General features: G+C 48.6%; 16 protein-coding genes and 2 tRNA genes. 5 read left to right on the forward strand and 13 right to left on the reverse strand.

The window, feature by feature from the left end; all coding sequences use genetic code 11:
• Positions 1-27: 27 nt before the first annotated feature.
• Complete coding sequence (locus HMPREF3201_RS05590) at positions 28-549, reverse strand: flavodoxin (RefSeq protein ID WP_062412135.1); 522 nt, start codon at positions 547-549, stop codon at positions 28-30.
• A 218-nt stretch (positions 550-767) separates the two neighbouring features.
• Between HMPREF3201_RS05590 and HMPREF3201_RS05595 the strand changes: the two genes are divergently transcribed.
• Positions 768-2,009 (forward strand): LL-diaminopimelate aminotransferase, encoded by a 1,242-nt coding sequence (locus tag HMPREF3201_RS05595; protein WP_062412136.1) that lies wholly within the window; start codon positions 768-770, stop codon positions 2,007-2,009.
• Positions 2,010-2,023: 14 nt separating this feature from the next.
• Positions 2,024-3,130 carry a redox-regulated ATPase YchF gene (gene ychF / locus HMPREF3201_RS05600; RefSeq protein WP_062412137.1) on the forward strand — a complete coding sequence of 369 codons (1,107 nt, stop codon included), beginning with the start codon at positions 2,024-2,026 and terminating at the stop codon, positions 3,128-3,130.
• 84 nt (positions 3,131-3,214) lie between these two features.
• Here the strand turns inward: ychF and HMPREF3201_RS05605 are convergent, their stop codons facing one another.
• From HMPREF3201_RS05605 to HMPREF3201_RS05630, 6 genes are all read right to left on the reverse strand, one after another.
• On the reverse strand, positions 3,215-3,487 hold the full coding sequence (locus tag HMPREF3201_RS05605; RefSeq protein WP_227163151.1) for a helix-turn-helix domain-containing protein: 273 nt from the start codon (positions 3,485-3,487) through the stop codon (positions 3,215-3,217).
• A gap of 128 nt (positions 3,488-3,615) precedes the next feature.
• Positions 3,616-5,025: an FAD-binding oxidoreductase gene (locus HMPREF3201_RS05610; protein ID WP_062412138.1), complete on the reverse strand. Its 1,410-nt coding sequence runs from the start codon at positions 5,023-5,025 to the stop codon at positions 3,616-3,618.
• Positions 5,026-5,282: 257 nt separating this feature from the next.
• Positions 5,283-7,184, reverse strand: coding sequence for an ABC transporter ATP-binding protein (locus tag HMPREF3201_RS05615; protein ID WP_062412139.1), 1,902 nt, complete (start codon positions 7,182-7,184; stop codon positions 5,283-5,285).
• 257 nt (positions 7,185-7,441) lie between these two features.
• Positions 7,442-7,517: transfer RNA gene (locus HMPREF3201_RS05620), tRNA-Ala, on the reverse strand.
• 55 nt (positions 7,518-7,572) lie between these two features.
• On the reverse strand, positions 7,573-8,028 hold the full coding sequence (locus HMPREF3201_RS05625; RefSeq protein WP_062412140.1) for a flavodoxin family protein: 456 nt from the start codon (positions 8,026-8,028) through the stop codon (positions 7,573-7,575).
• A gap of 219 nt (positions 8,029-8,247) precedes the next feature.
• On the reverse strand, positions 8,248-8,985 hold the full coding sequence (locus HMPREF3201_RS05630) for a hypothetical protein (RefSeq protein ID WP_062412141.1): 738 nt from the start codon (positions 8,983-8,985) through the stop codon (positions 8,248-8,250).
• 1,719 nt (positions 8,986-10,704) lie between these two features.
• Here HMPREF3201_RS05630 and HMPREF3201_RS05635 point away from each other — a divergent pair.
• A complete protein-coding gene (locus HMPREF3201_RS05635; RefSeq protein ID WP_062412142.1) occupies positions 10,705-11,556 on the forward strand; it encodes a hypothetical protein in 852 nt (283 codons plus the stop codon).
• Positions 11,557-11,656: 100 nt separating this feature from the next.
• Here HMPREF3201_RS05635 and HMPREF3201_RS05640 read toward each other — a convergent pair whose 3' ends face one another.
• The 3 genes from HMPREF3201_RS05640 to HMPREF3201_RS05650 all read right to left on the reverse strand — a co-directional run bounded on the left by HMPREF3201_RS05640 (position 11,657) and on the right by HMPREF3201_RS05650 (position 15,059).
• The gene (locus HMPREF3201_RS05640) at positions 11,657-13,123 is read right to left on the reverse strand and encodes a pyruvate kinase (protein WP_231726830.1); all 1,467 of its coding nucleotides are present in this window, start codon (positions 13,121-13,123) and stop codon (positions 11,657-11,659) included.
• A 335-nt stretch (positions 13,124-13,458) separates the two neighbouring features.
• Positions 13,459-14,622, reverse strand: coding sequence for an acyl-CoA dehydrogenase family protein (locus HMPREF3201_RS05645; protein WP_062412144.1), 1,164 nt, complete (start codon positions 14,620-14,622; stop codon positions 13,459-13,461).
• Positions 14,623-14,982: 360 nt separating this feature from the next.
• A tRNA-Pro gene (locus tag HMPREF3201_RS05650) sits at positions 14,983-15,059 on the reverse strand.
• A 244-nt stretch (positions 15,060-15,303) separates the two neighbouring features.
• Between HMPREF3201_RS05650 and HMPREF3201_RS11755 the strand changes: the two genes are divergently transcribed.
• Together HMPREF3201_RS11755 and HMPREF3201_RS05655 are read left to right on the forward strand one after the other, a co-directional pair.
• Positions 15,304-15,663 carry a hypothetical protein gene (locus tag HMPREF3201_RS11755; protein WP_154254178.1) on the forward strand — a complete coding sequence of 120 codons (360 nt, stop codon included), beginning with the start codon at positions 15,304-15,306 and terminating at the stop codon, positions 15,661-15,663.
• 40 nt (positions 15,664-15,703) lie between these two features.
• Positions 15,704-16,066 carry a hypothetical protein gene (locus tag HMPREF3201_RS05655; protein ID WP_082709400.1) on the forward strand — a complete coding sequence of 121 codons (363 nt, stop codon included), beginning with the start codon at positions 15,704-15,706 and terminating at the stop codon, positions 16,064-16,066.
• Positions 16,067-16,194: 128 nt separating this feature from the next.
• Here HMPREF3201_RS05655 and HMPREF3201_RS05660 read toward each other — a convergent pair whose 3' ends face one another.
• The 3 genes from HMPREF3201_RS05660 to HMPREF3201_RS05670 form a co-directional block, all read right to left on the reverse strand.
• Positions 16,195-17,214 carry a LacI family DNA-binding transcriptional regulator gene (locus HMPREF3201_RS05660; RefSeq protein ID WP_062412145.1) on the reverse strand — a complete coding sequence of 340 codons (1,020 nt, stop codon included), beginning with the start codon at positions 17,212-17,214 and terminating at the stop codon, positions 16,195-16,197.
• Between the two features lie 121 nt (positions 17,215-17,335).
• A complete protein-coding gene (locus tag HMPREF3201_RS05665; protein WP_062412146.1) occupies positions 17,336-17,953 on the reverse strand; it encodes a DUF4867 family protein in 618 nt (205 codons plus the stop codon).
• A complete protein-coding gene (locus tag HMPREF3201_RS05670; RefSeq protein WP_082709401.1) occupies positions 17,953-19,392 on the reverse strand; it encodes a sugar porter family MFS transporter in 1,440 nt (479 codons plus the stop codon). The genes HMPREF3201_RS05665 and HMPREF3201_RS05670 overlap by 1 nt, the downstream gene beginning before the upstream one ends.
• Between the last annotated feature and the right edge of the window lie 20 nt (positions 19,393-19,412).

The raw sequence follows: 19,412 nt of genomic DNA on the forward strand, positions 1-19,412 counted from the left end.
GGAGCAGTGCTTTTTGCATGTCAAAAATTATCCGTTCAGCCAGCGGCGCACATCGCTTTCAGCATCTTGAACGGTCGAACCCAGGATGACCAGACTCGTTCCCAAAGTGGCTTTCGGGCAAAGGGCGTGGATATCTTCCAGGCTGCGGCCGATGCCGCTTCCTTCGTGAGTACAGAAAGGATAGATGGTCTTGCCGGAAAAGTCGTGATTTTCTAAAAAGGTCCACATGGCCATGGGCATGGTGCCGCACCAATTGGGATAGCCGAGAAAGACGAGGTCGTAACCGCTGATATCGTCGAGATCCCGGGCCAGTGCCGGCCGAAGCCTCTTTTCCCATTCATGGCGGGCCAGGGAGACCGTTTCTTTATACTCGTGAGGATAGACGGCTGCCGCGCGGATATGAAACAGGTCACCGCCGGTCATACGACTGATCATCTTGGCGGCCTGTTCCGTATTGCCGACCTTGAGATTGACGATCTTACCGCTGACGTAATTCATCCCGGCATGTGAAAAATAGGCGATGAGACATTTTTTCCCCTTGTAATCCATAGACAGGTCACTCCTCCCGGCTCGATGGGCCTCGAACATATTGATTATAATTTCATTATACGGCAAAAAGAAAAGCGATTCAATCACCGTCACGAATGGCAGTCATTTTATTTTCTCATGCCTGCCGCCGTCCCCTTACCTTTCCAATGTCCATAGAATGTAGTAAAATAAAGGAGCTAACAGATTTTTACTATCAACGAACATAAGGAGGTCCATTTATGGCTCACGTAAATGAAAACTACTTGAAACTCCCCGGAAACTACCTCTTTGCCACGATTGCAAAGAAAGTAGAAGCCTACTCCAAAGCACATCCGGAAGCGAATATCATCCGTCTCGGCATCGGCGACGTCACCCGTCCCCTGGCATCGGCCATCATCGACGCCATGCACAAAGCCGTCGACGAAATGGGCAAAGCCGAAACCTTCCGCGGTTACGGCCCCGAACAAGGTTATGACTTCCTCCGCCAGGCCATCATCGACGGTGACTATAAAACACGGGGCATCGACCTCGATCTTGACGAAGTCTTCGTCGGCGACGGCGCTAAGACAGACGTTGCCTGCATCCAGGAAATCTTCGGCAGCGACCTCAAATTCGCCGTAGCCGATCCGGTCTACCCGGTCTATCTCGACTCCAACGTCATGTGCGGTCACACGGGCGAATGGAACGCCGAAAAGGGCATTTACGACGGCGTCGTCTACCTTCCCTGCACACCGGAAAATGGCTTCAAAGCCGTACCGCCGACGGAAAAAGTCGACATCGTCTACCTCTGCAACCCCTCCAACCCGACGGGCACGGCCATGAGCAAAGAAGAACTGGCCAATTGGGTCTCAGCCGCTAAGAAGAACAACTTCATCATCATCTATGACTCGGCTTATGAAACGTACATCACCGAACCGGACGTTCCCCACAGCATCTTTGAAGTCGAAGGGGCAAAAGAAGTCGCCATCGAACTTCGCTCTTACTCCAAATGCGCAGGCTTCACGGGCACTCGCTGCTCCTATGTCGTCGTTCCCCACGCCTGCACGGCTTATAAAAAAGACGGCACGGCTGTCGAACTCAATCCCTTGTGGAACCGCCGCCAGTGCACCTTCTTCAACGGCACGCCGTACATCGTCCAGCGCGCTGCCGAAGCGTACTACAGCCCGGAAGGCCAGAAACAGTGCCTGGCTGACGTCAAATACTACATGGAAAATGCCCACATCATCCGCGACGGCCTAACCAAAGCAGGCTTCACCGTCTACGGCGCAACCAACTCGCCTTACGCCTGGGTACAGACGCCGAACGGCATGAAGAGCTGGGACTTCTTCGACCTTCTCCTCGAAAAAGCACACGTCGTAACGACGCCGGGTTCGGGCTTTGGCCCCCACGGCGAAGGCTACCTCCGCCTGACGGCTTTCGGTACCAAAGAAAATACCATTGAAGCTGTCAACCGCATCGCTAATTTAAATTTATTCAAATAAAGGTGGTTTAACCATTGAGTACAAATTTGGAAGTAGGCATCGTCGGCTTGCCGAATGTCGGTAAGAGCACCCTTTTCAATGCCATTACCAAGGCCGGCGCAGAAGCGGCAAACTATCCCTTCTGCACGATTGAACCGAACGTCGGTATCGTAGAAGTACCGGATCCGCGCATCCAGGTCCTGACCGACATGTACAACCCGAAGAAAACGATTCCCGCCGTCATGCGTTTCGTCGATATCGCCGGCCTCGTTGCCGGTGCCTCCAAGGGCGAAGGCCTGGGCAATAAGTTCCTCAGCCATATCCGCGAAACCGACGCCATCGCCGAAGTCGTCCGCTGCTTTGAAGATTCAAACATCACCCACGTCGACGGCTCCATCGATCCCATTCGTGACATCGAAACGATCAATACCGAGCTCTGCCTGGCCGACCTGGAAACAGTACAGAAACGGGCCGACCGCATCGCCAAAGTTGCCCAGTGCGGCGATAAAGAAGCCAAGGCCGAATACGACGTCCTGAAAAAAGTCCTGGCCTGCCTTGAAAACGGCGAACCGGCCCGCAAAGCCGGTCTTACCAAAGACGACCTGCCTCAGGTCAAAGACCTCAACCTCTTGACCTTAAAGCCCATCATCTACATCGCCAACGTCGCCGAAGATGAAGCCGGCGACCCCGATTCCAACCCCAACGTCAAACGCGTTGAAGAATACGCCGCTCAGGAAGGCGCCCAAGTCGTCGCCGTTTCGGCCAAGATCGAAGCGGAAATCGCCGAGCTTCCTGCCGACGAAGCCGCCGTCTTCTTAGAAGAACTGGGACTCCCCGAATCGGGCCTCGATAAGCTCATCAAAGCCAGCTATGCCCTCCTCGGCCTGATCAACTTCTTCACCGCCGGGGCCGACGAAGTCCGTGCCTGGACCATCGTCAACGGCACGAAGGCCCAGAAAGCTGCCGGCAAGATCCACACCGACATCGAACGGGGCTTCATTCGCGCTGAAATCGTCTCTTACGACGACCTCATCGCCTGCGGCAGTGAACAAGGAGCCAAAGAAAAAGGCCTGGTCCGCCTCGAAGGAAAGGATTACATCATGAAAGACGGCGATGTAACTTATTTCCGTTTCAACGTCTAACCAATCGCTAACATCTGACAACCTCTAAAATACGAAAAAAGCTCATCCCGTGACAGCAGTTTACTGCCATGGGATGAGCCTTTTTCATAAGACTTGTACTTCTTCTTCACTCTTCAGATTGGGTCGAGGCGTCCGTTCATCCGTCAGCCCGGCAATGTAATCTAACGAAGTATGATACAGCTTCGCCAGTTGAATCAGTTTTTCCACGGGAATCTTCCGTTTCCCCAATTCGTACATGCCGTACCCGACTTGTGAACATTTTAAGATTTTGGCTACATCAGCTTGAGAAAGTCTCGCCTCCAATCGGAGCGTCTTCAAACGGCTGTAGTATTTCATGTCATCACCTGTTTTCATCATTATCGTATTCCAGAAGTACATTAGTAATGTCCTTTATACTATTATAGTAAATATATAAAAAGACGGCAACGATTATCTGCATATAATCGTTGCCGTCTTTGCAAGTTAGGCAATCTTTTATGAAATACTTAACAAATTTGTACCAATTTACCGGGATTCATTACATTATTGGGATCTAAAGCCTTCTTAATGGCTTTGATGACATTTAGTTCTGCTTCCGGCGTGCAAAGGGCGAACTCTTCCAATTTCTTAAATCCGACGCCGTGTTCGCCGGACATCTTGCCGCCCAGAGCATAGACACGAGGGAAGAGGTCGCGGTGGAAGGCCTTGATCTTTTCAAACCATTCTTCCGGTGAGAGGCCCTTCGCATTCAAAGGCAGGACGTGGATGTTCCCATCGCCGATATGAGCAACAGTGACGCAGTAGAGATCGTACTTTTCGCGAAGTTCCGGAATCTGTTTGGTGATATCGGGAATCTTATCGAGGGGAACGACGAAATCTTCCGTCTGGAACATCTTGTCGACGTCGCGGGCCGCTTCAGCAAACTGCTTGCGCAGCTTCCAAATACGCTTATCGGCTTCAAATTCGTCGATAGACCCATTTTCTTCGGCCAAATCGCAGAGCTGTTCCATCTTGCGGTCCGAATCGTCTTCACTGAAGGATTCGACGGTGACGATGACGTAGTCGCAGCCTTCGTCGACGTGGGGCATCTTCATATCCAAGAACTTGCAGGTCATGCGCAGCGCTTCATTGTCCATGAATTCAATACTCGTCGGGTCGATGCCGGCTTTCAAAATTTTATTCGGCAGGGCGAAGGCTTCTTCATCGGTCTTGAATACGCAGACCATATTGAAGGTATACGGCGGCATGGGGCGGAGTTTGACCGTGACTTCCGTAATGATGCCGAGGACGCCTTCCGAGCCGGCAAAGAGCTGTTCCAGGCAAAGGCCGGTAGAACATTTCTTTAAGCGGGCACCGGCATCGAGGATATCCCCCGTCGGCGTAACGACTTTCAGGCTGTAGATCTGGTTGCGCGTCGTCCCGTATTTAACGGCTTTATTGCCGCCGGCATTGTTGGCTACGTTGCCGCCGATCATGCTGCTGTCAGCGCTGGACGGATCACCGGCGTACAGGAGGCCGTGTTTAGCCGCTTCCCGCTGCAGGTCACCGGTGATGACCCCGGTCTGGCAGACGGCATACATATTGTCGGCATCAAAGGTGAGAATCTGATTCATCCGTTCCAATTCGACGACGATGCCGTGATAGACAGGGATAGCGCCGCAGGCAACACCGGAACCGGCCGAACGAGGCGTAATCGGTACCAGGTATTTATTGGCCAGTTTGACGACTTCCGCCACTTCTTCCGTCGAGCCCGGGAAGACGACGACTTCCGGTTTATGGAAATAATGAGAGTTCCCTTCTTCATCGGTCTGATATCTTTCGAGATAATCGTCATCGGTCTTAACGAACTTATCCCCCAAGACGCGACGTAATTCATCTAATAAAGCTGGTGTAACGGAATTAAATGATGCTGCCATATATAAACGCTTCCCCTCTGTCAGTCTGGATTTATGTATTCCAAAAGGCTATAGTAAATTCACTTCTTCATGGAAGTTGAACATAGTATACCATATCCCAAAGACTTGTAAAGCCACTTTTTCTTCATTTCTTAGGATTACACCCGTTTATTCTCTAATCTTGAAATGAAAGAACGTGATTTTTACATAAAGTTTTACGTTTTACGGCAGCATCACTTTTACCGGTTATATTTATTTTTTATATCTTCTATGCTTGATTAAGATTCAGCCAGTGATTCCCACTCTTCATAGGCGGCATCGAGCTTGGCCTGGGCCGCTTCATAGTCCGCCGTCAGGCTCATCATAGCCTCGGCGTCGGTCTGATTTTCAGGCATATTCATCTTTACTTCATACATTTTAAGGGTCGCTTCGAGTTCAGCGATCTTCAGCTCTAACTTTTGAAGCTTCGCTTCCTGACCGTAGACCGGTGCCTTTTGAACTTTGGCGGCCGGAGCCGGTGCCGACGACTTTTTGGCCGCCGTGTCTTTTTCCGGAAGGGCTTCTATTTCATCTTCGGCAGAAAGTTCCTGGGCTTCCCGGAGTTTTTCCCGATAATAGCTGTAGTTTCCGACGTATTCCGTCAGTTTCTTGTTTTCGAGAACCAGCGTACGGCGAGTAATCTTATCGAGGAAATAACGGTCATGGGAAATGACGAGATAGGTCCCGCCAAAATCGAGGAGAGCCTGTTCAAGGACTTCTCGCGTGGGAATATCCAAATGGTTGGTCGGTTCGTCGAGGATGAGGAAATTAGGTCCCTGCAAAAAGAGTTTGAGCAGAGCCACTCGCGCCTGTTCCCCACCGCTTAAGCTGTCGATGACCTTAAAGACGTCGTCGCCGCGGAAGAGGAAGTGGCCTAAGGCCGACCGGGCTTCGTCTTCGCCGTAACTGAAGGCATTCATGATTTCATCGAGAACGGTCCAGGCCCCGTGAAGTTCCGTATGTTCCTGAGCAAAGTAGCCGATATGGACCTTGCTGCCCAGGGTAATATGGCCGTCTGTCGGCTCCTTTTCCCCCATGATCATGCGGATAAGGGTCGTCTTCCCGGCTCCGTTGGGGCCGATGAGGGCCGCCGCTTCCCCGCGGCGCAGGAGAAGGGACAGATGATCAAAGAGCTGACGGTCGGCAAAACCACCACTGACCTTATCGAGGGTCAGTACCTTTTGGCCGCACTCTTCGACGGGCTTAAAATTAAAGCAAAGGGATGCTTCATCGGGCTGCCATTCGATCCGTTCCAATCGATCGAGCTGAGACTGGCGGCCCCGGGCCTGTTTTGCCTTGATGCCGGCCTTGTATTTACGAATATATTCTTCCGTCTCATGAATATGTTCCTGCTGTTTCTTATAGGCCCGTTCGAGGGCTTTTTGCTGCTGGTCGTGCTGTTCGACATAGCGCGTATAATTGCCCTTGTACTTGGTCACCTTGCCGTGAGACAGCTCTAAGATGCCTGTCGCTACCCGGTCGAGGAAATAACGGTCATGGGAAACGATGAGAATGCCGCCGCCGTACGACAAGAGGTAGCCTTCGAGCCATTCCAGCATGTCCATGTCGAGATGGTTCGTCGGTTCGTCGAGGAAGAGATAGTCCGGACGGCGCACTAAGGCCTTGGCCAAATTGATGCGCGTCTTCTGGCCGCCGGAAAAACTCTGGACAGGCCGATCCATGTCGGCTTCCGAAAAGCCGAGACCGCGGACGATTTTGCGGGACATCGATTCGTACTCATAGCCGCCGAGCCATTCAAAGCGCTCCTGAAGGCGGGCATAGCGATTCATCAGCCCTTCGTCATCGGGGCTGGCCTGCATCTCCTTTTCAAGGACTTTCAAATCCTTTTCCATGCGCATGACGTCCTGCCAGGCCTCGGTAATCAACTGGCCGAGGGTAATGTCGTCGGCATAGGTCACATCCTGCTGCAAATAGCCGATAGACTCCCCTTCCGATACGATAAAGGCACCGGCATCGTATTCCTCTTCCCCAATCAGACACTTGAGGAGCGTCGACTTCCCGGCCCCATTGGCCCCGATAAGGCCGATCCGTTCGCCGCGGCGGATTTCAAAACTGACGTCCTGGAAGACCGTGCGCACGCCAAAAGACTTACCCAATTTCTGTACCTTAATGCTGCCCATATAGCTTACCCTTACCCTCCTGCAAGAACTAAAAATCGATTCCTATCATAAGTTATAATTATATCATGAAAAGGCATCTCTCTCAACGCATGAGGGCTGTGAGGCCTATTCTCCAGACTGCCGTCGCTATGCGTATCAATCGATATTTACAAGATTCTCTTTTTTATAAATGCCCCTTATTTGCCCCCCTCGGCACTTTTATTTTAATATAAAAATAACCACGCGGCTTATAAACCGCGTGGTTATCACATTTATTATGGTGGAGATAAGGAGGATCGAACTCCTGACCTCTTGCATGCCATGCAAGCGCTCTCCCAGCTGAGCTATACCCCCATGTATTGGTTACAAAAGAGATTATAGCACTACCAGCTGGTAGCTGTCAAGCATTTTATGCAGCCGGATTATTTTCAATACGACTGTAGGTATTTTCGGCGAAGTTCTTCACCGTTTCCGTATCTAGGAGTTCATCGACGCCTAAGGGAATCTCAGCCATGCTTTCGTCGACGTAGACGACGTGCGTACCGGCAACCCAAACGCCTTCCGGCAGGAGTTCTACGGCCTGACGCAGATTCTTCGAGATGTCGTCAGAGAAGAGGTCGCGGTGCATGGTAGCAAAGAGAGCTACTTTCTTAGCCTTCAGCCGCGGCAAAAGGGACCGGGACTTTTCATCGAGCTTAAGATTCAAGAACCAAATGCCGGCAAAGACGATGTCATAATCATCGAAGCTTTCTGGGGCCTCTTCCATAGGCAGAAAATCGGTGTTGGCTGGTAAAACAGAAAGGACCGCTTCAGCTAATTTTTTCGTTCTTCCCGTTTCGGATGAGTATAAGACTAAGGCTTTCATAAAATCTATCTCCTTTCGCTAGAATAAGTGTCTTTTTCTATGACTCTACTATACGCTAGAAACGAAAAGAACGCCGTTGCATTTGCAACAAAGAAAATTTATTTTCGAAAGGTCTGCACAGCAAAGGATATCCGAAATCAGGTACACTCTGATCTTCCTAATTCATCGCAAAAAGACGCCAGCCACAAGGGTTATATTCCGAGCGATTATTTTTTATACTTATAGCTCGGAAGACAACTGAGCCTTATATTGTTTATATGCTTCATTATAAATGGCTTCCCGATATGATTCTGGAACCGGTATTTCCTCCCGGCCCCAATACCGGTCGTATGCATCACGTCCGGATACCGTTCCCTTATCAAAATCACAGATATAGCTATCATTATGAGAATTTCCCCATAAAACATATACGAGTGCTCTATGATTTAATGCATCGACTTCAATATTATTCAAATCAATAGAATATTTGTCCAATTGACCTTGCGTATAAACAACCTTCCATAAAGGCTTAGCATACAGCGGTTGTCTACCACAAAGTCGTGAAACCAGATCCGTCAATGTATCCCCGGGGAACAGATTAAAGGTGACTCCCTCCGGAGCCTCAAAATTCGTAGTCTCTGCATTGGGCGCACCATTAATATATTTTGACTCGCCTATTTTTGTGACGGTTCGATTTTTAAAATCAATCATTTCATGATTCAAATGCGTTGGTACATACACGCCATTTCGATTAACAGAGCGTTCATACTTTATCCAGTACGTAACGCGATCTTGCTCCTTATCATATTTAATAGTCTGCGTATCAAGCGACATCTTCCAATATGAGTCTTGATTAAATGCCATCCATCGATCAGATTCATCATTGGCATACGCAACATGGCTTATCAGACTGACAGTTACAATAAGTAAAAACATCAACAACTTTAAAAAATTTCTACATTCAACAAAAGTAATCATAATACCCGGCCTTCCTACTCTATTGTCTTACATCGATCAACAATTTTTATGGGGGCAGCAAGTCCTTCTCGGGACTTCTGACGCCAAGGAAATTATAAGTAAGATATCCAGTAATAAAATAAATAGTAATCTTCCATTTTTAACCACTCATTTTGCCATTCTTATTTTTATAAATAAAACATATTTTTATTATACACCTTTTACAGGGTTATTTTTTGCTCGAACAGAACGAATCCATTCCCCCCTTCCGAATCCCCTGGGCTCCCATCCTATGCGCCCATAAAAAAAAGCTTCCGAAAAAATCGGAAGCTTTTTCTTTATTTCAGAGCCGTCCTGTTCTCATGCTCTTTTGTGAGCGGTTGTGCCGAAGAAAGCACGCATTTTCACTCAACCGAACAAGGCCTCATACAGCCAAAACAGGAAACAGAGAAAAAGAATGATCGGTAAATGAGAAAATACCCAGCGGCCGATGTAAAAAGCTATCAGAAATGTACGCATAACCATAGCTCCTTTCGAGGATCACAGCAAAAAAACACCTGATGCCTACTGCATCTGATACTGGTTCTGCTCATGATAGCCAAAAAAGAGGCCGCTTCAACATCCTTCTTCTTTTATCTCCGAAATAATGACACATTTTTATATTTTATATATCGTTCAGATGACTTTAAAATCATCTTACCATATTACGGACTAAGGTGCAATGAAGCAAACATCAAAAGAGCCTTTCAGAGCTGAAAAGGATCTGTCCCCCGAAGGCAACCGGAGTCACCGACTCTGGTACTTCGCGCAACGGCTTATTCTTCAGACTGATACTACCGGCCGATTCGCCCAGCCTGCAAAAACCGAGGGAAAGAGAATCCCTTAGACGTTTTTTAATTGTCAAAACAGATCTTCCCCGTAAATCAGTAAAACAACGACGCTGTACGGAGAATATCAAAGTGCCTTCAATGATACTGCGTTATTTCCAGCGTCTTTACTATTGCTATTGCAATAGATACGATTAGCCCCTCAATTCACACAGACGGCGATGTCCCAATCTGTCATCTAACGTATCCGCATCGCCAGCTTTAGCGCGTATAAAGAAGTTCTTCTTGCCAGTCGGCTCATTCGGATGTCTCGCTAGATGATGGACTTTTCTATCCACTAATCGATAACACGAAAAAAACACTTGACAATTTCCATACAGGGTATCTAACTTTTCTCAGTCTGTCTCTACCACATAATTATTTCATTGTCAATACTGTTCAACAAAAAATATATTGTAAATAAAATATATTTTTTCAACCCAACTATTGCATTTACAATAGTTACATGTTACAATAGCTGTGTAAGAATAAAGAAAGACTATTCATGTTACTGGGAAAGCCGAAGGGAGGGGCCTTAGGAATGACTCAGGATGCATCTGGAAATAATGAACAGCACGCAAACATTCGCCCGAGCTGAAGAAAATGCTTCGGCTGTATCTCCGGCTGAATGCCCAGATGCTCCGGAAATTGTTAGCCATCGGGATTGCGGTCGTCGAGAGAAGAAAAACTTTACCCGCTTTATTACAACAGTGAGGCGCAGTATTGCTTTTCTTTGCCGAAAACGCCGACGATAATCGGATCCAATGCAGTATCTCATATCTACATTAACCTGATTTTGCTGAAGACCTCAGTGTACGAGAGTATGTAAGGGATTTGATTTTAAGTTATTGGGAATTAGAAAAGGAGCGCTATGATGAGCAATTTCGAAAAAGATGCGAAGAACATGACGGGAACCGTTGCCAAAGAAGGGTACGAAGCGAGTGTCGGCGCTAGGGCCCTTGCTCGTGCTGGGAAATGCCCTAACCTGAAAGGACATGTTCACGAGCAGATCTTCTGCGACAAGTTCAACATGAACCCCCGCAATATCTTGGAGGGAAATCACGCCCAGCTCACGAAATCGACGACGGCAAAAATGAAGGATGTCGTTGTCTTGAACAAGAAGGGCCAGGTTGTGAAGCATTTTCAGCTGAAGGACACGACCAGCAGCTCCGGCGTTGCTAAGACGTCGAAACAGATTATCGAGAAACATTACGGCAAGACCAAGGTCATGGGCACCGAAGAAACGGCTAAGAAAGTCGCCGACAAGATTGCCAATAAGACGAATCAGAAGATTCACAGTACCAATATTTCGACGAAAACGACTACTCGCATCGCCGATAAGGCTTTGGGAAAGATGCCGACGGCGGCGGCGCTGCGCTCGGCTGCTAAGAGTGGCGGCGTCAGCGGGGCCGTCTTCGGCGCCGGTATCGAGGCCGTTTCTTCGGTTATCGATGTCGTTGACGGGAAAAAGGACGTCGACGATGCCGTGATCGACATCGCCGGCGCCGGCATTAAGGGCGGCGTCACTGGTGCTGCGTCGGCCGCTGCCGGCAGTGCGGCTGCCGGTGCCGCCGGTGCGGCTGTGGCAGCCGTTACCGGGACGACCGTCGGCGGGGCCTTGGCGGCGACGACGGTTGGCGCCGCTACGGTTGTGGCAGCCCCGGTTGTCATTGGCTTTGCGGCCGCCTGTGCCGTCGGCAGTTTCATTTCCGACCTCTTCGATTAGTAGATTTTCCTAATTCCTATTTTTAACAAGTACCACAGAAATTGCAGAAAAAAACAGAGAAGGAATGTTCTTCATTCCCTCTCTGTTTTTTATTGCCCCTTTATGATTTTCCGTTTTCAAACATATGCTGGGCAATATGCAAGGCCCGAAGCTGGGATGTTTTCTTATGTTGATGCTGTTCCATTCGCAGCAAAATGTTGGTCAAGGCCGTAACGGCTTCTACGATGTACGGTCCTTTATTGAGCATGACGCATTCGGCGCGTTCCCCCATAGCGGCGTCGGTAATTTCAGCCCGCGACGGGAGGCCTTTCTTAACTAGGTTTTCGAGTACCTGGGTTGCCCAGATGACTGGGACATGAGCTGCTTCACAGATCCACATGATTTCTTCCTGCAGTTCGGCCAAGCGCCTGTAACCGACTTCAACGGCCAGATCGCCGCGGGCAATCATGATGCCCAGGGGCTGTTTTGACGCAGCTTGTACGATGATTTCCGGCAGGTTGTCGACGGCTTCCTTGTTTTCAATCTTAGCTACCAATGCGATTTGGCGGTAGGCCTTGCCGCAGCGTTGTTGAAGTTCCTTCTGCAAGAGGGATACGTCAGCCGCCGATTTGACGAAGGAGTATCCGATGGCATCGGCATACTGCACGACGAAGTCTAAATCTTCTTTATCTTTATCCGTAAGAGGCGACAGTTCTACCGGCGTCTGGGGGAAGTTCAAACTCTTTTCGTTCTTGATTTTCCCACCTAAGGGCTTGGTATAGGTAATGGTCAAATAAGCCCCTTCGGGCGTTACTTTTTCAACGATGGCCCGAATCTTCCCGTCATCGATGAGGACTGGATGGCCGGCCTCCATGTGTTCAAAGATTTCAGGGATACTGCAGGAGATGACGATATTGCCCTTATACTCTTCGGGATAGGTTGAAATCGATCCCGATACCAAAAAGATCTGCTCACCCGGCATGACCCGCGCTTCACCATAGCGCAACAGGACCGACTCGATGCGAACTTTCGGTCCGGCCAAATCCATGTAAACCTTACAATGATTCCCCGTTTCCTGTTCGGCCCGATGGATATAGGAAATCATCGTCCCCCACAGCTCCTTCGAGTCGTGCGCACAGTTGATACGGGCACAGTCCATGCCGGCTGCCACTAAGTCACGAATGAGAATGCCATTGTCTTCTGCCGCTTCTGTCGGCAGGGTTACCATGATTCGCGTCCCCGTCTTGGCCGTTCCAAAAATCCGCCCCGTATTATAGGCCAAGAGGCCGTCTCCATAGAAAAACCGCCGCTGCTGCGGATAAGGAACGAGATTTTGCTCCGGTTCCTGACAGATTCGCCCCAAGGACGCCATGACGGCATCGAGCTTGGTAATCGCCCTTGCTTCGCCCCGTCCGAGGGACGACAGGCCAAAGGGAAGGAGCGAACGCTGTATCTTTCGCAGGTCGTGACAGCGAAGGGCCAGATAAAAGGCCAGATTCCAAGCACTGTATGTAAAGTGTCGCCGCTGAATCAGCGGTTTCCACTGCCGGTATAACGAGTCGCCTCGCGAAAGGACGTCCTTCCTCAATCGGCAAAGGACGCTATACAGTTCTTTCGCTGATGGATATATGTCTTGTTCCACTTCAATTCACCTCATTTGCATAATTTTTATTCATATAATTCATATCATTTATTATATTCCTGTAAGCAAACTTTCTCAACGCCGCCAGCCTTGCTTTACATTGATTTTACACCCCTACAAAGTGCTGTAGCTTTATCTTAAAAACACGTTGTCCTACACACTATCCCAAAAAGCCTTTTCTAAAACAAAAACGACGGTCAAACCTTCGGCAGGTGCAACGATGGCCCCGGCACAAAGAGCGCCGGGGCCAAGTACAACAGTCTTTGTCTTATAAAGGAAGCTTATTTCTGAGCCGCTACGAAACCGGCGATGACCATGCGCTGAACTTCGTTAGTGCCTTCATAAATCTGCATGATCTTAGCATCACGAACCAATTTTTCAACCGGATATTCACGGCTGTAACCAAAGCCGCCGAGAATCTGAACGGCTTCTAAAGCAACTTCTACGGAAATATCCCCGGCGAAGCATTTTGCGATAGCGGCTTCACGAGTGTAGCTCCGTTTCGGTTCTGCATAATACGTATTGAGGAAGTTGATGATGGCCGAGCGAGCGACTTCGGTCTTCATGTCCATGTCAGCCAGTTTAAAGGAAATGACTTCATGTTTGATGATTGGTTTGCCAAAGGTAACGCGTTCTTTTGCATATTTAACAGCTTCATTGATAGCCCGCTGAGCAATACCAACAGCCAGGGATGCTACCATCGGACGAGCGAGGTCCAAGGTCTGCATGGCATAAACGAAACCCTTACCTTCTTCACCGATGAGGTGGTCAGCCGGAATATGAACGTCCTGGAAAATAACTTCTGTCGTATTGGAGAGGCGGATACCCATCTTATCTTCTTCTTTACCGACGGAAACGCCCGGGCGGTCGCGTTCAACGATAAAGGCCGAAATCCCTTTTACGCCCTTCGATTTATCGGTAATAGCAAAGACGGTGTAAACGGAAGCGACGCCGCCGTTGGTAATGAAGCATTTCGTACCGTTGATGACGTATTCATCGCCCTGTTTTACAGCAACCGTCGTCCCGGCAGCCGCATCAGAACCCGCATTGGCTTCCGTCAGGCAGAATGCGCAGAAGCCGCTGCCTTTTTCACCGGTCAAGTATTCGGCATACAATTTCTTTTGCGCGTCGTTACCATGCTGGAGAACCGGTTTGAGGCCCAAGCCAGAAGCTGCAATAGCCGTAGCTACGCCGGCATCGACTTTAGACAGTTCTTCATAAACAGCTGCAACGGTGTAGTAATCCTGGCCCATGCCGCCGTATTCTTCAGGAATCTCTAAGCCGCAAAAACCGATATCGACGGCTTCCTGGTAAATATCCAAAAGCTTCTGACCCGGTTCTTTCGCTTCATCCAATTCATGCACGAAGGGAGCTACTTTCTTTTCTGCAAAGTCCCTTGCTAAGGCGACGAGATCCTGCTGATCCTTATTGAGAATATAACCCATGATAAAAAACCTCCTCTAACGGATAATAAAAAATAATACGACGGCGGTAACTATACTATTCATACTTATATTCTATCAAATATCCGCATATAAAGAAAGTTTAAAATAAAGAAAAAGCATATTTTAATTCTATTTTAAGAATGAATCGTTAAAAATAAAAATTTCAATAAACGGCTTGTTATTCGATAAATCCTTTGCCTGACAAAAATCAATCCTACAAAAAAAGACGAGTCATGAACCCGTCCTCAAAAAAAGCATCGTAATCGCTTACGAAAAATTATTCATGCACCTACGCTGCAGCTACTTTTTATGAAAAAAAAGCCACTCTCCAAATCGAATGATTCGAAGAATGGCTGTATTTGGTCGGAACGGCGAGATTTGAACTCGCGACCTCTTCCACCCCAAGGAAGCGCGCTACCAAGCTGCGCCACGTCCCGTCAACTATCGACCCTTGTCCTGTCGACCTTTTAATTCTAACCGATTCAAGGATACTTGTCAAGGTATAATTTTTCTCACCTCTATGATAAGGACTTTTCACTGCGGAATCATCTGCCGATTTTATGTGCTGACTCTATTTCCGATAAAAAATAAGAGATTTACTTCCATTTATGCTACTCGGAATGGATATATGTAACGATTAGTTGTATACTATATGTATAAATAAAACAAGAGGTGGTAAATTTGAATACTTTAGTAAAAACGCATTACATTAGAAATAACCTCATAGCCCTTTTCTTCGGAGTGATAGTACCAGCATTTCTCTTGACAAGTTCTCGCAGCAACGCTTGTGGTGCCTACTTATTAACGGCACTAATCGCACTAATACCAACAAATATTGCCTATAGTAAGGGTAGGAATTTCGCTAAATGGTTTATTTATAGTACCTTTTTATGGATTATTGCCATAATTCATAGTATAAAAATTACTCCTAATGATAAATCAAGAATCAGAGCCGGATATCATAAATGCCCTTACTGCGGCGAACTCAGCCGCCCGGAAGCCACCGTTTGTCATTGCTGCGGCCGAGATTTATTTATATAATAGCCTGGAATAATTTCTAAACAAACGAGAGGTATCTATTATGGAAAAACCACACAATGTACGTTACTCATTAATAGCTTTTTTAATCTTTTCTATTCTCGTTCCCATCCTATTATCCGATGTGAACTTATTGGGGAATAAAGGTGAGCTCTATATGGAGTATTGGATTTTCTCGGTATTAGCGCTAATCCCTGCCAACATCGCCTCCAACAAAGGCCGCAGCTTTGCCATTTGGTATATCTATGGACTTTGCCTTTTTCTAATCGCCTTCATTCATAGTTTATGCATCAAGGACAATGATATTGCTAAAACGTTCAAGGGCTGGCATAAATGCCGACACTGCGGCGAATTTAGCCAACCGGAAGCGACGGTTTGTCACTGCTGCGGCCGGGATTTAGCTTAGCATCATTCTTTAAAATACTCAAACACATCAAAAGGCCCTTCCCTATCATGATGGTATATACGGTCATGACAGGAAAGAGCCTTTTCGCGTCTTACTGACAAGTGGTCCCCTTGCCTCGCATTCTCCGCTTATAGGTTTTCCAAGAGCTTTATTTCATTTTTCAGGATGTAGCGTTCCCGTTCCGGTTTCTGATCGTTGACCAGGTACTGAAAGGCCAAATCCATGGCCCGATAGCCCTGCTGGTAGGGGTGCTGATAGATGATGGTCTTTAAGACGCCCTGCTTCATCATGTCGACCGTCGTCGGCGTGCTGTCGAAGGCGACGATGGTCAGGTCTTTTTCTTTTTTAAGGCTGACAACAGCCCGGCAGGCACCGTACACGCCGCCGGCGACGATGAACAAGGAGTCGATATCCGGATGTTCTTCGAGCATCTTCTTCGTTTCTTCATAAGAGCGGATTTCATCGTCCTTATTGACGGCTGTCGCCAAGATAGAAAATCCCGGAACTTTTTCCATGCGCCGCTGGAAACCTTCAAGGCGAAGTTCATGGCCCCAGGCCTGACGAGAACCGGTCACGACGCCGATTTTAGCAGTCTGGCCTCGCAGGAGCTGCAGCAAGGCGCAGGCCGTTTCACCGCCATTGGTGTAGTCACTGCCGACATAACACTGGCGGCGGCAGTTTTGTACGTCATTATTGACGTTGACGACGAAAACGCCTTTATCGACCAAGGCATTGATGGCCTCAGCAATTCGCGTATCGTTGATGGGGCTGATGATGAGACCGCTCACGTGGATGGACTCCAACTCGTCAATGAGTGCCAGCTGAGCCTCTACGTCGTAGCCTTTCATGCGGCGCATGGTCAGCTTCATACCGTAAATCTGATAACGGCTTTCTGCCGTTTCGATACCGCGGATGATTTCATCGAAAAAGGCATTGCCCTCTGAATTCAAAATGACGCCGACGATGGGCCGGTGCCGTCTGGCAGCCAAGGCCTTGCCGGCCGGATTGGGTTTATATCCTAATTGCTTTACCATATTCATGACCGCTTCGGCCGTTTCCGGCTTGACGCGCCCGCGGCCATTGAGGACTCGGTCGACGGTCCCTCGCGAAACACCGCAAAGTTCGGCAATTTTTTTAATCGTTACCATACTTCTCCCTCACTTATCCTCATACTTAAGGTTAACTGGTACCCTCTATTGTACCAAACATTGCGGCATGATAAAAGGAACTATTTACAAAGTTCGTCCTTTATAAATAGTTCCTCATCCTTTAAATCTGTATATTTTCTCCAACCAGGCCTATCCAAGCCTTGTCCTTTTGCAGTCCGCTCTCTTCATGAGCGATGAGCCACTTATTAATGGCAAAGAGGAGGGCATTCTCGCCGTGACCGCCGCCCTTTTCCGGCAAGGGTTCGTTGGTTCCCTTGGGAAGGACGACGCCGCAGCGGAATTCTTTGCCGTCTACACTGCACGGCGCAAAGTGAAGTGTCGTCGCATAGAGCTCGACGGCCGTCCCTGCCGGCACGAAGAAGGCTTCGACCCGTGCCGTATCGTATGTATAGGAGGATACATCGATATCTTGCTGCCGGCCAACTAATAAGATGAGGTCTGTCGCCGCAATGTCGATCTCTGAAGACCGGTGATACTCTAGGGCATTGAGTTTATTATTATAGCCGCTGCAATGACCGAATTCAATGGGAAGGAAACCGAAGGATTCCTGTTCCAAGGTCTTGGCCAAGGGAAGGGCTTCAAAAGCGCCGACAGAAGGTTCATACATCGTTCCTTCCGAGACGACAGGGACGTCTTTCATTACGTCTACAAATTCATTGACATCGACATCAAGGACGCGTCCGTAGACGGCAAATTCTTTATCGGTTACTTTTTTCATTAGTCATTACCTCCATGAACCCCAATATTTTTTAACTTCATGCCAGACATTAAATTCTTTTCAATCTGTTCCAGAGAAACATTTTTCGTTTCCGGGACAAAGGCAAAGGTCAAGGCGATGAATACGGCATTCAAACCGGCATACATCCAGAAAGTCATGGAAGAACCGAGGGCATCGATGAGGCTGAGGAAGGTAGCACCGACGACGGCACAGGTGATCCAGTTGGTCATGGTCGAGCAAGCAACGCCGAATTCACGCATCTTAAGCGGCTGGATTTCCGAGCACAGAACCCAAACGATCGGACCGGCACTCATGGCAAAACCAGCGATGAAGATCATGGTCATGATAGCCGATAAGTAGCAGACCCAGGGAGCGGGATTTCCGCCTTCAATGACGGCCATGCAAAGACCCATGACGACCATAGCGGCGGCCATGACGGCAAACCCGATTTTAAGGGCCGGTTTACGACCGGACTTATCAACGGTATAGACGGCAATCAGGGTTGCCAAAACGAAGACGATCCCATTTATGACCGTACCGATCATCTGATCTTCCGTGCTGGAAAAACCGCCCAGACTGAGGATTTTCGGCGAATAATACATGATGACGTTAAAGCCTGTAAACTGCTGCATGGCTTGGAGCAGGACGCCGAGGAAAACGGCACGACGCACGTTTTTATTGGATCTTAATAAGGACCAACCGGCCTGTTTTACTTTCAGCGTATCTTTAATATCATTTAATTCAGATTTTGCTAAGGAAACATCGGCATGGAGGGTCTGCAACACTTTTTCTGCTTCTGAAAAACGACCCTTGGCAGCCAACCAGCGCGGACTTTCGGGCAGTACAAAGACGGTCAAGATCAAGATGACGGCCGGAATGGCAATGACTGTCAGCATCATCCGCCAAGAACCACTGTAACTGAAATACGTATTAGACAGGAAGGCCGATAGAATCCCGACAGTAACCATAAACTGGTAACCTGAAATGACCTGGCCTCGCGAGTCTTTATCGGCCATTTCCGCCAAATAGAGCGGCGCCGTGTAGGACGCGATACCGACGGACAAGCCGAGAATCAGGCGAAAACCGATGAGCATGTCAACGTTAACGGCAAGGCCGGAACCGACAGAGCCGACGATAAACAGGGCGGCCCCGGTAAGCAGGCTTCGCTTTCTACCGATGCGGGCCGTCATAAACGCGGCACACAAGGCCCCGATGGCAGCCCCTACCATCATACAGCTGACTACCCGTTCTTGAGCGGCGCTGTTGAGGCCCCATTCAGCCGTAATAAAAGGCAGCGCCCCGGCGATGACCCCTTGGTCGAGGCCGAATAACAAACCTGCCATACCGGCCGTAAAATAAATGAACTTTCGTACTCGTGAAGCGTGAGACTTCTCTAACACTTTGTCGTCACAAATCATGGCTGCTTCTTGATTCATCATGGTCACATCTCTCCTAACGT

The organism is Megasphaera sp. MJR8396C, assembly GCF_001546855.1.
Lineage (GTDB): Bacteria > Bacillota > Negativicutes > Veillonellales > Megasphaeraceae > Megasphaera.

Bases quoted from the DNA above. Each gene is read 5' to 3' on its own strand.
- HMPREF3201_RS05590 (WP_062412135.1), bottom strand. From the start codon at position 549: ATGGATTACAAGGGGAAAAAATGTCTCATCGCCTATTTTTCACATGCC.
- HMPREF3201_RS05595 (WP_062412136.1), top strand. From the start codon at position 768: ATGGCTCACGTAAATGAAAACTACTTGAAACTCCCCGGAAACTACCTC.
- HMPREF3201_RS05605 (WP_227163151.1), bottom strand. From the start codon at position 3,487: ATGATGAAAACAGGTGATGACATGAAATACTACAGCCGTTTGAAGACG.
- HMPREF3201_RS05610 (WP_062412138.1), bottom strand. From the start codon at position 5,025: ATGGCAGCATCATTTAATTCCGTTACACCAGCTTTATTAGATGAATTA.
- HMPREF3201_RS05615 (WP_062412139.1), bottom strand. From the start codon at position 7,184: ATGGGCAGCATTAAGGTACAGAAATTGGGTAAGTCTTTTGGCGTGCGC.
- HMPREF3201_RS05625 (WP_062412140.1), bottom strand. From the start codon at position 8,028: ATGAAAGCCTTAGTCTTATACTCATCCGAAACGGGAAGAACGAAAAAA.
- HMPREF3201_RS05630 (WP_062412141.1), bottom strand. From the start codon at position 8,985: ATGATTACTTTTGTTGAATGTAGAAATTTTTTAAAGTTGTTGATGTTT.
- HMPREF3201_RS05635 (WP_062412142.1), top strand. From the start codon at position 10,705: ATGAGCAATTTCGAAAAAGATGCGAAGAACATGACGGGAACCGTTGCC.
- HMPREF3201_RS05645 (WP_062412144.1), bottom strand. From the start codon at position 14,622: ATGGGTTATATTCTCAATAAGGATCAGCAGGATCTCGTCGCCTTAGCA.
- HMPREF3201_RS05655 (WP_082709400.1), top strand. From the start codon at position 15,704: ATGGAAAAACCACACAATGTACGTTACTCATTAATAGCTTTTTTAATC.
- HMPREF3201_RS05660 (WP_062412145.1), bottom strand. From the start codon at position 17,214: ATGGTAACGATTAAAAAAATTGCCGAACTTTGCGGTGTTTCGCGAGGG.
- HMPREF3201_RS05665 (WP_062412146.1), bottom strand. From the start codon at position 17,953: ATGAAAAAAGTAACCGATAAAGAATTTGCCGTCTACGGACGCGTCCTT.
- HMPREF3201_RS05670 (WP_082709401.1), bottom strand. From the start codon at position 19,392: ATGATGAATCAAGAAGCAGCCATGATTTGTGACGACAAAGTGTTAGAG.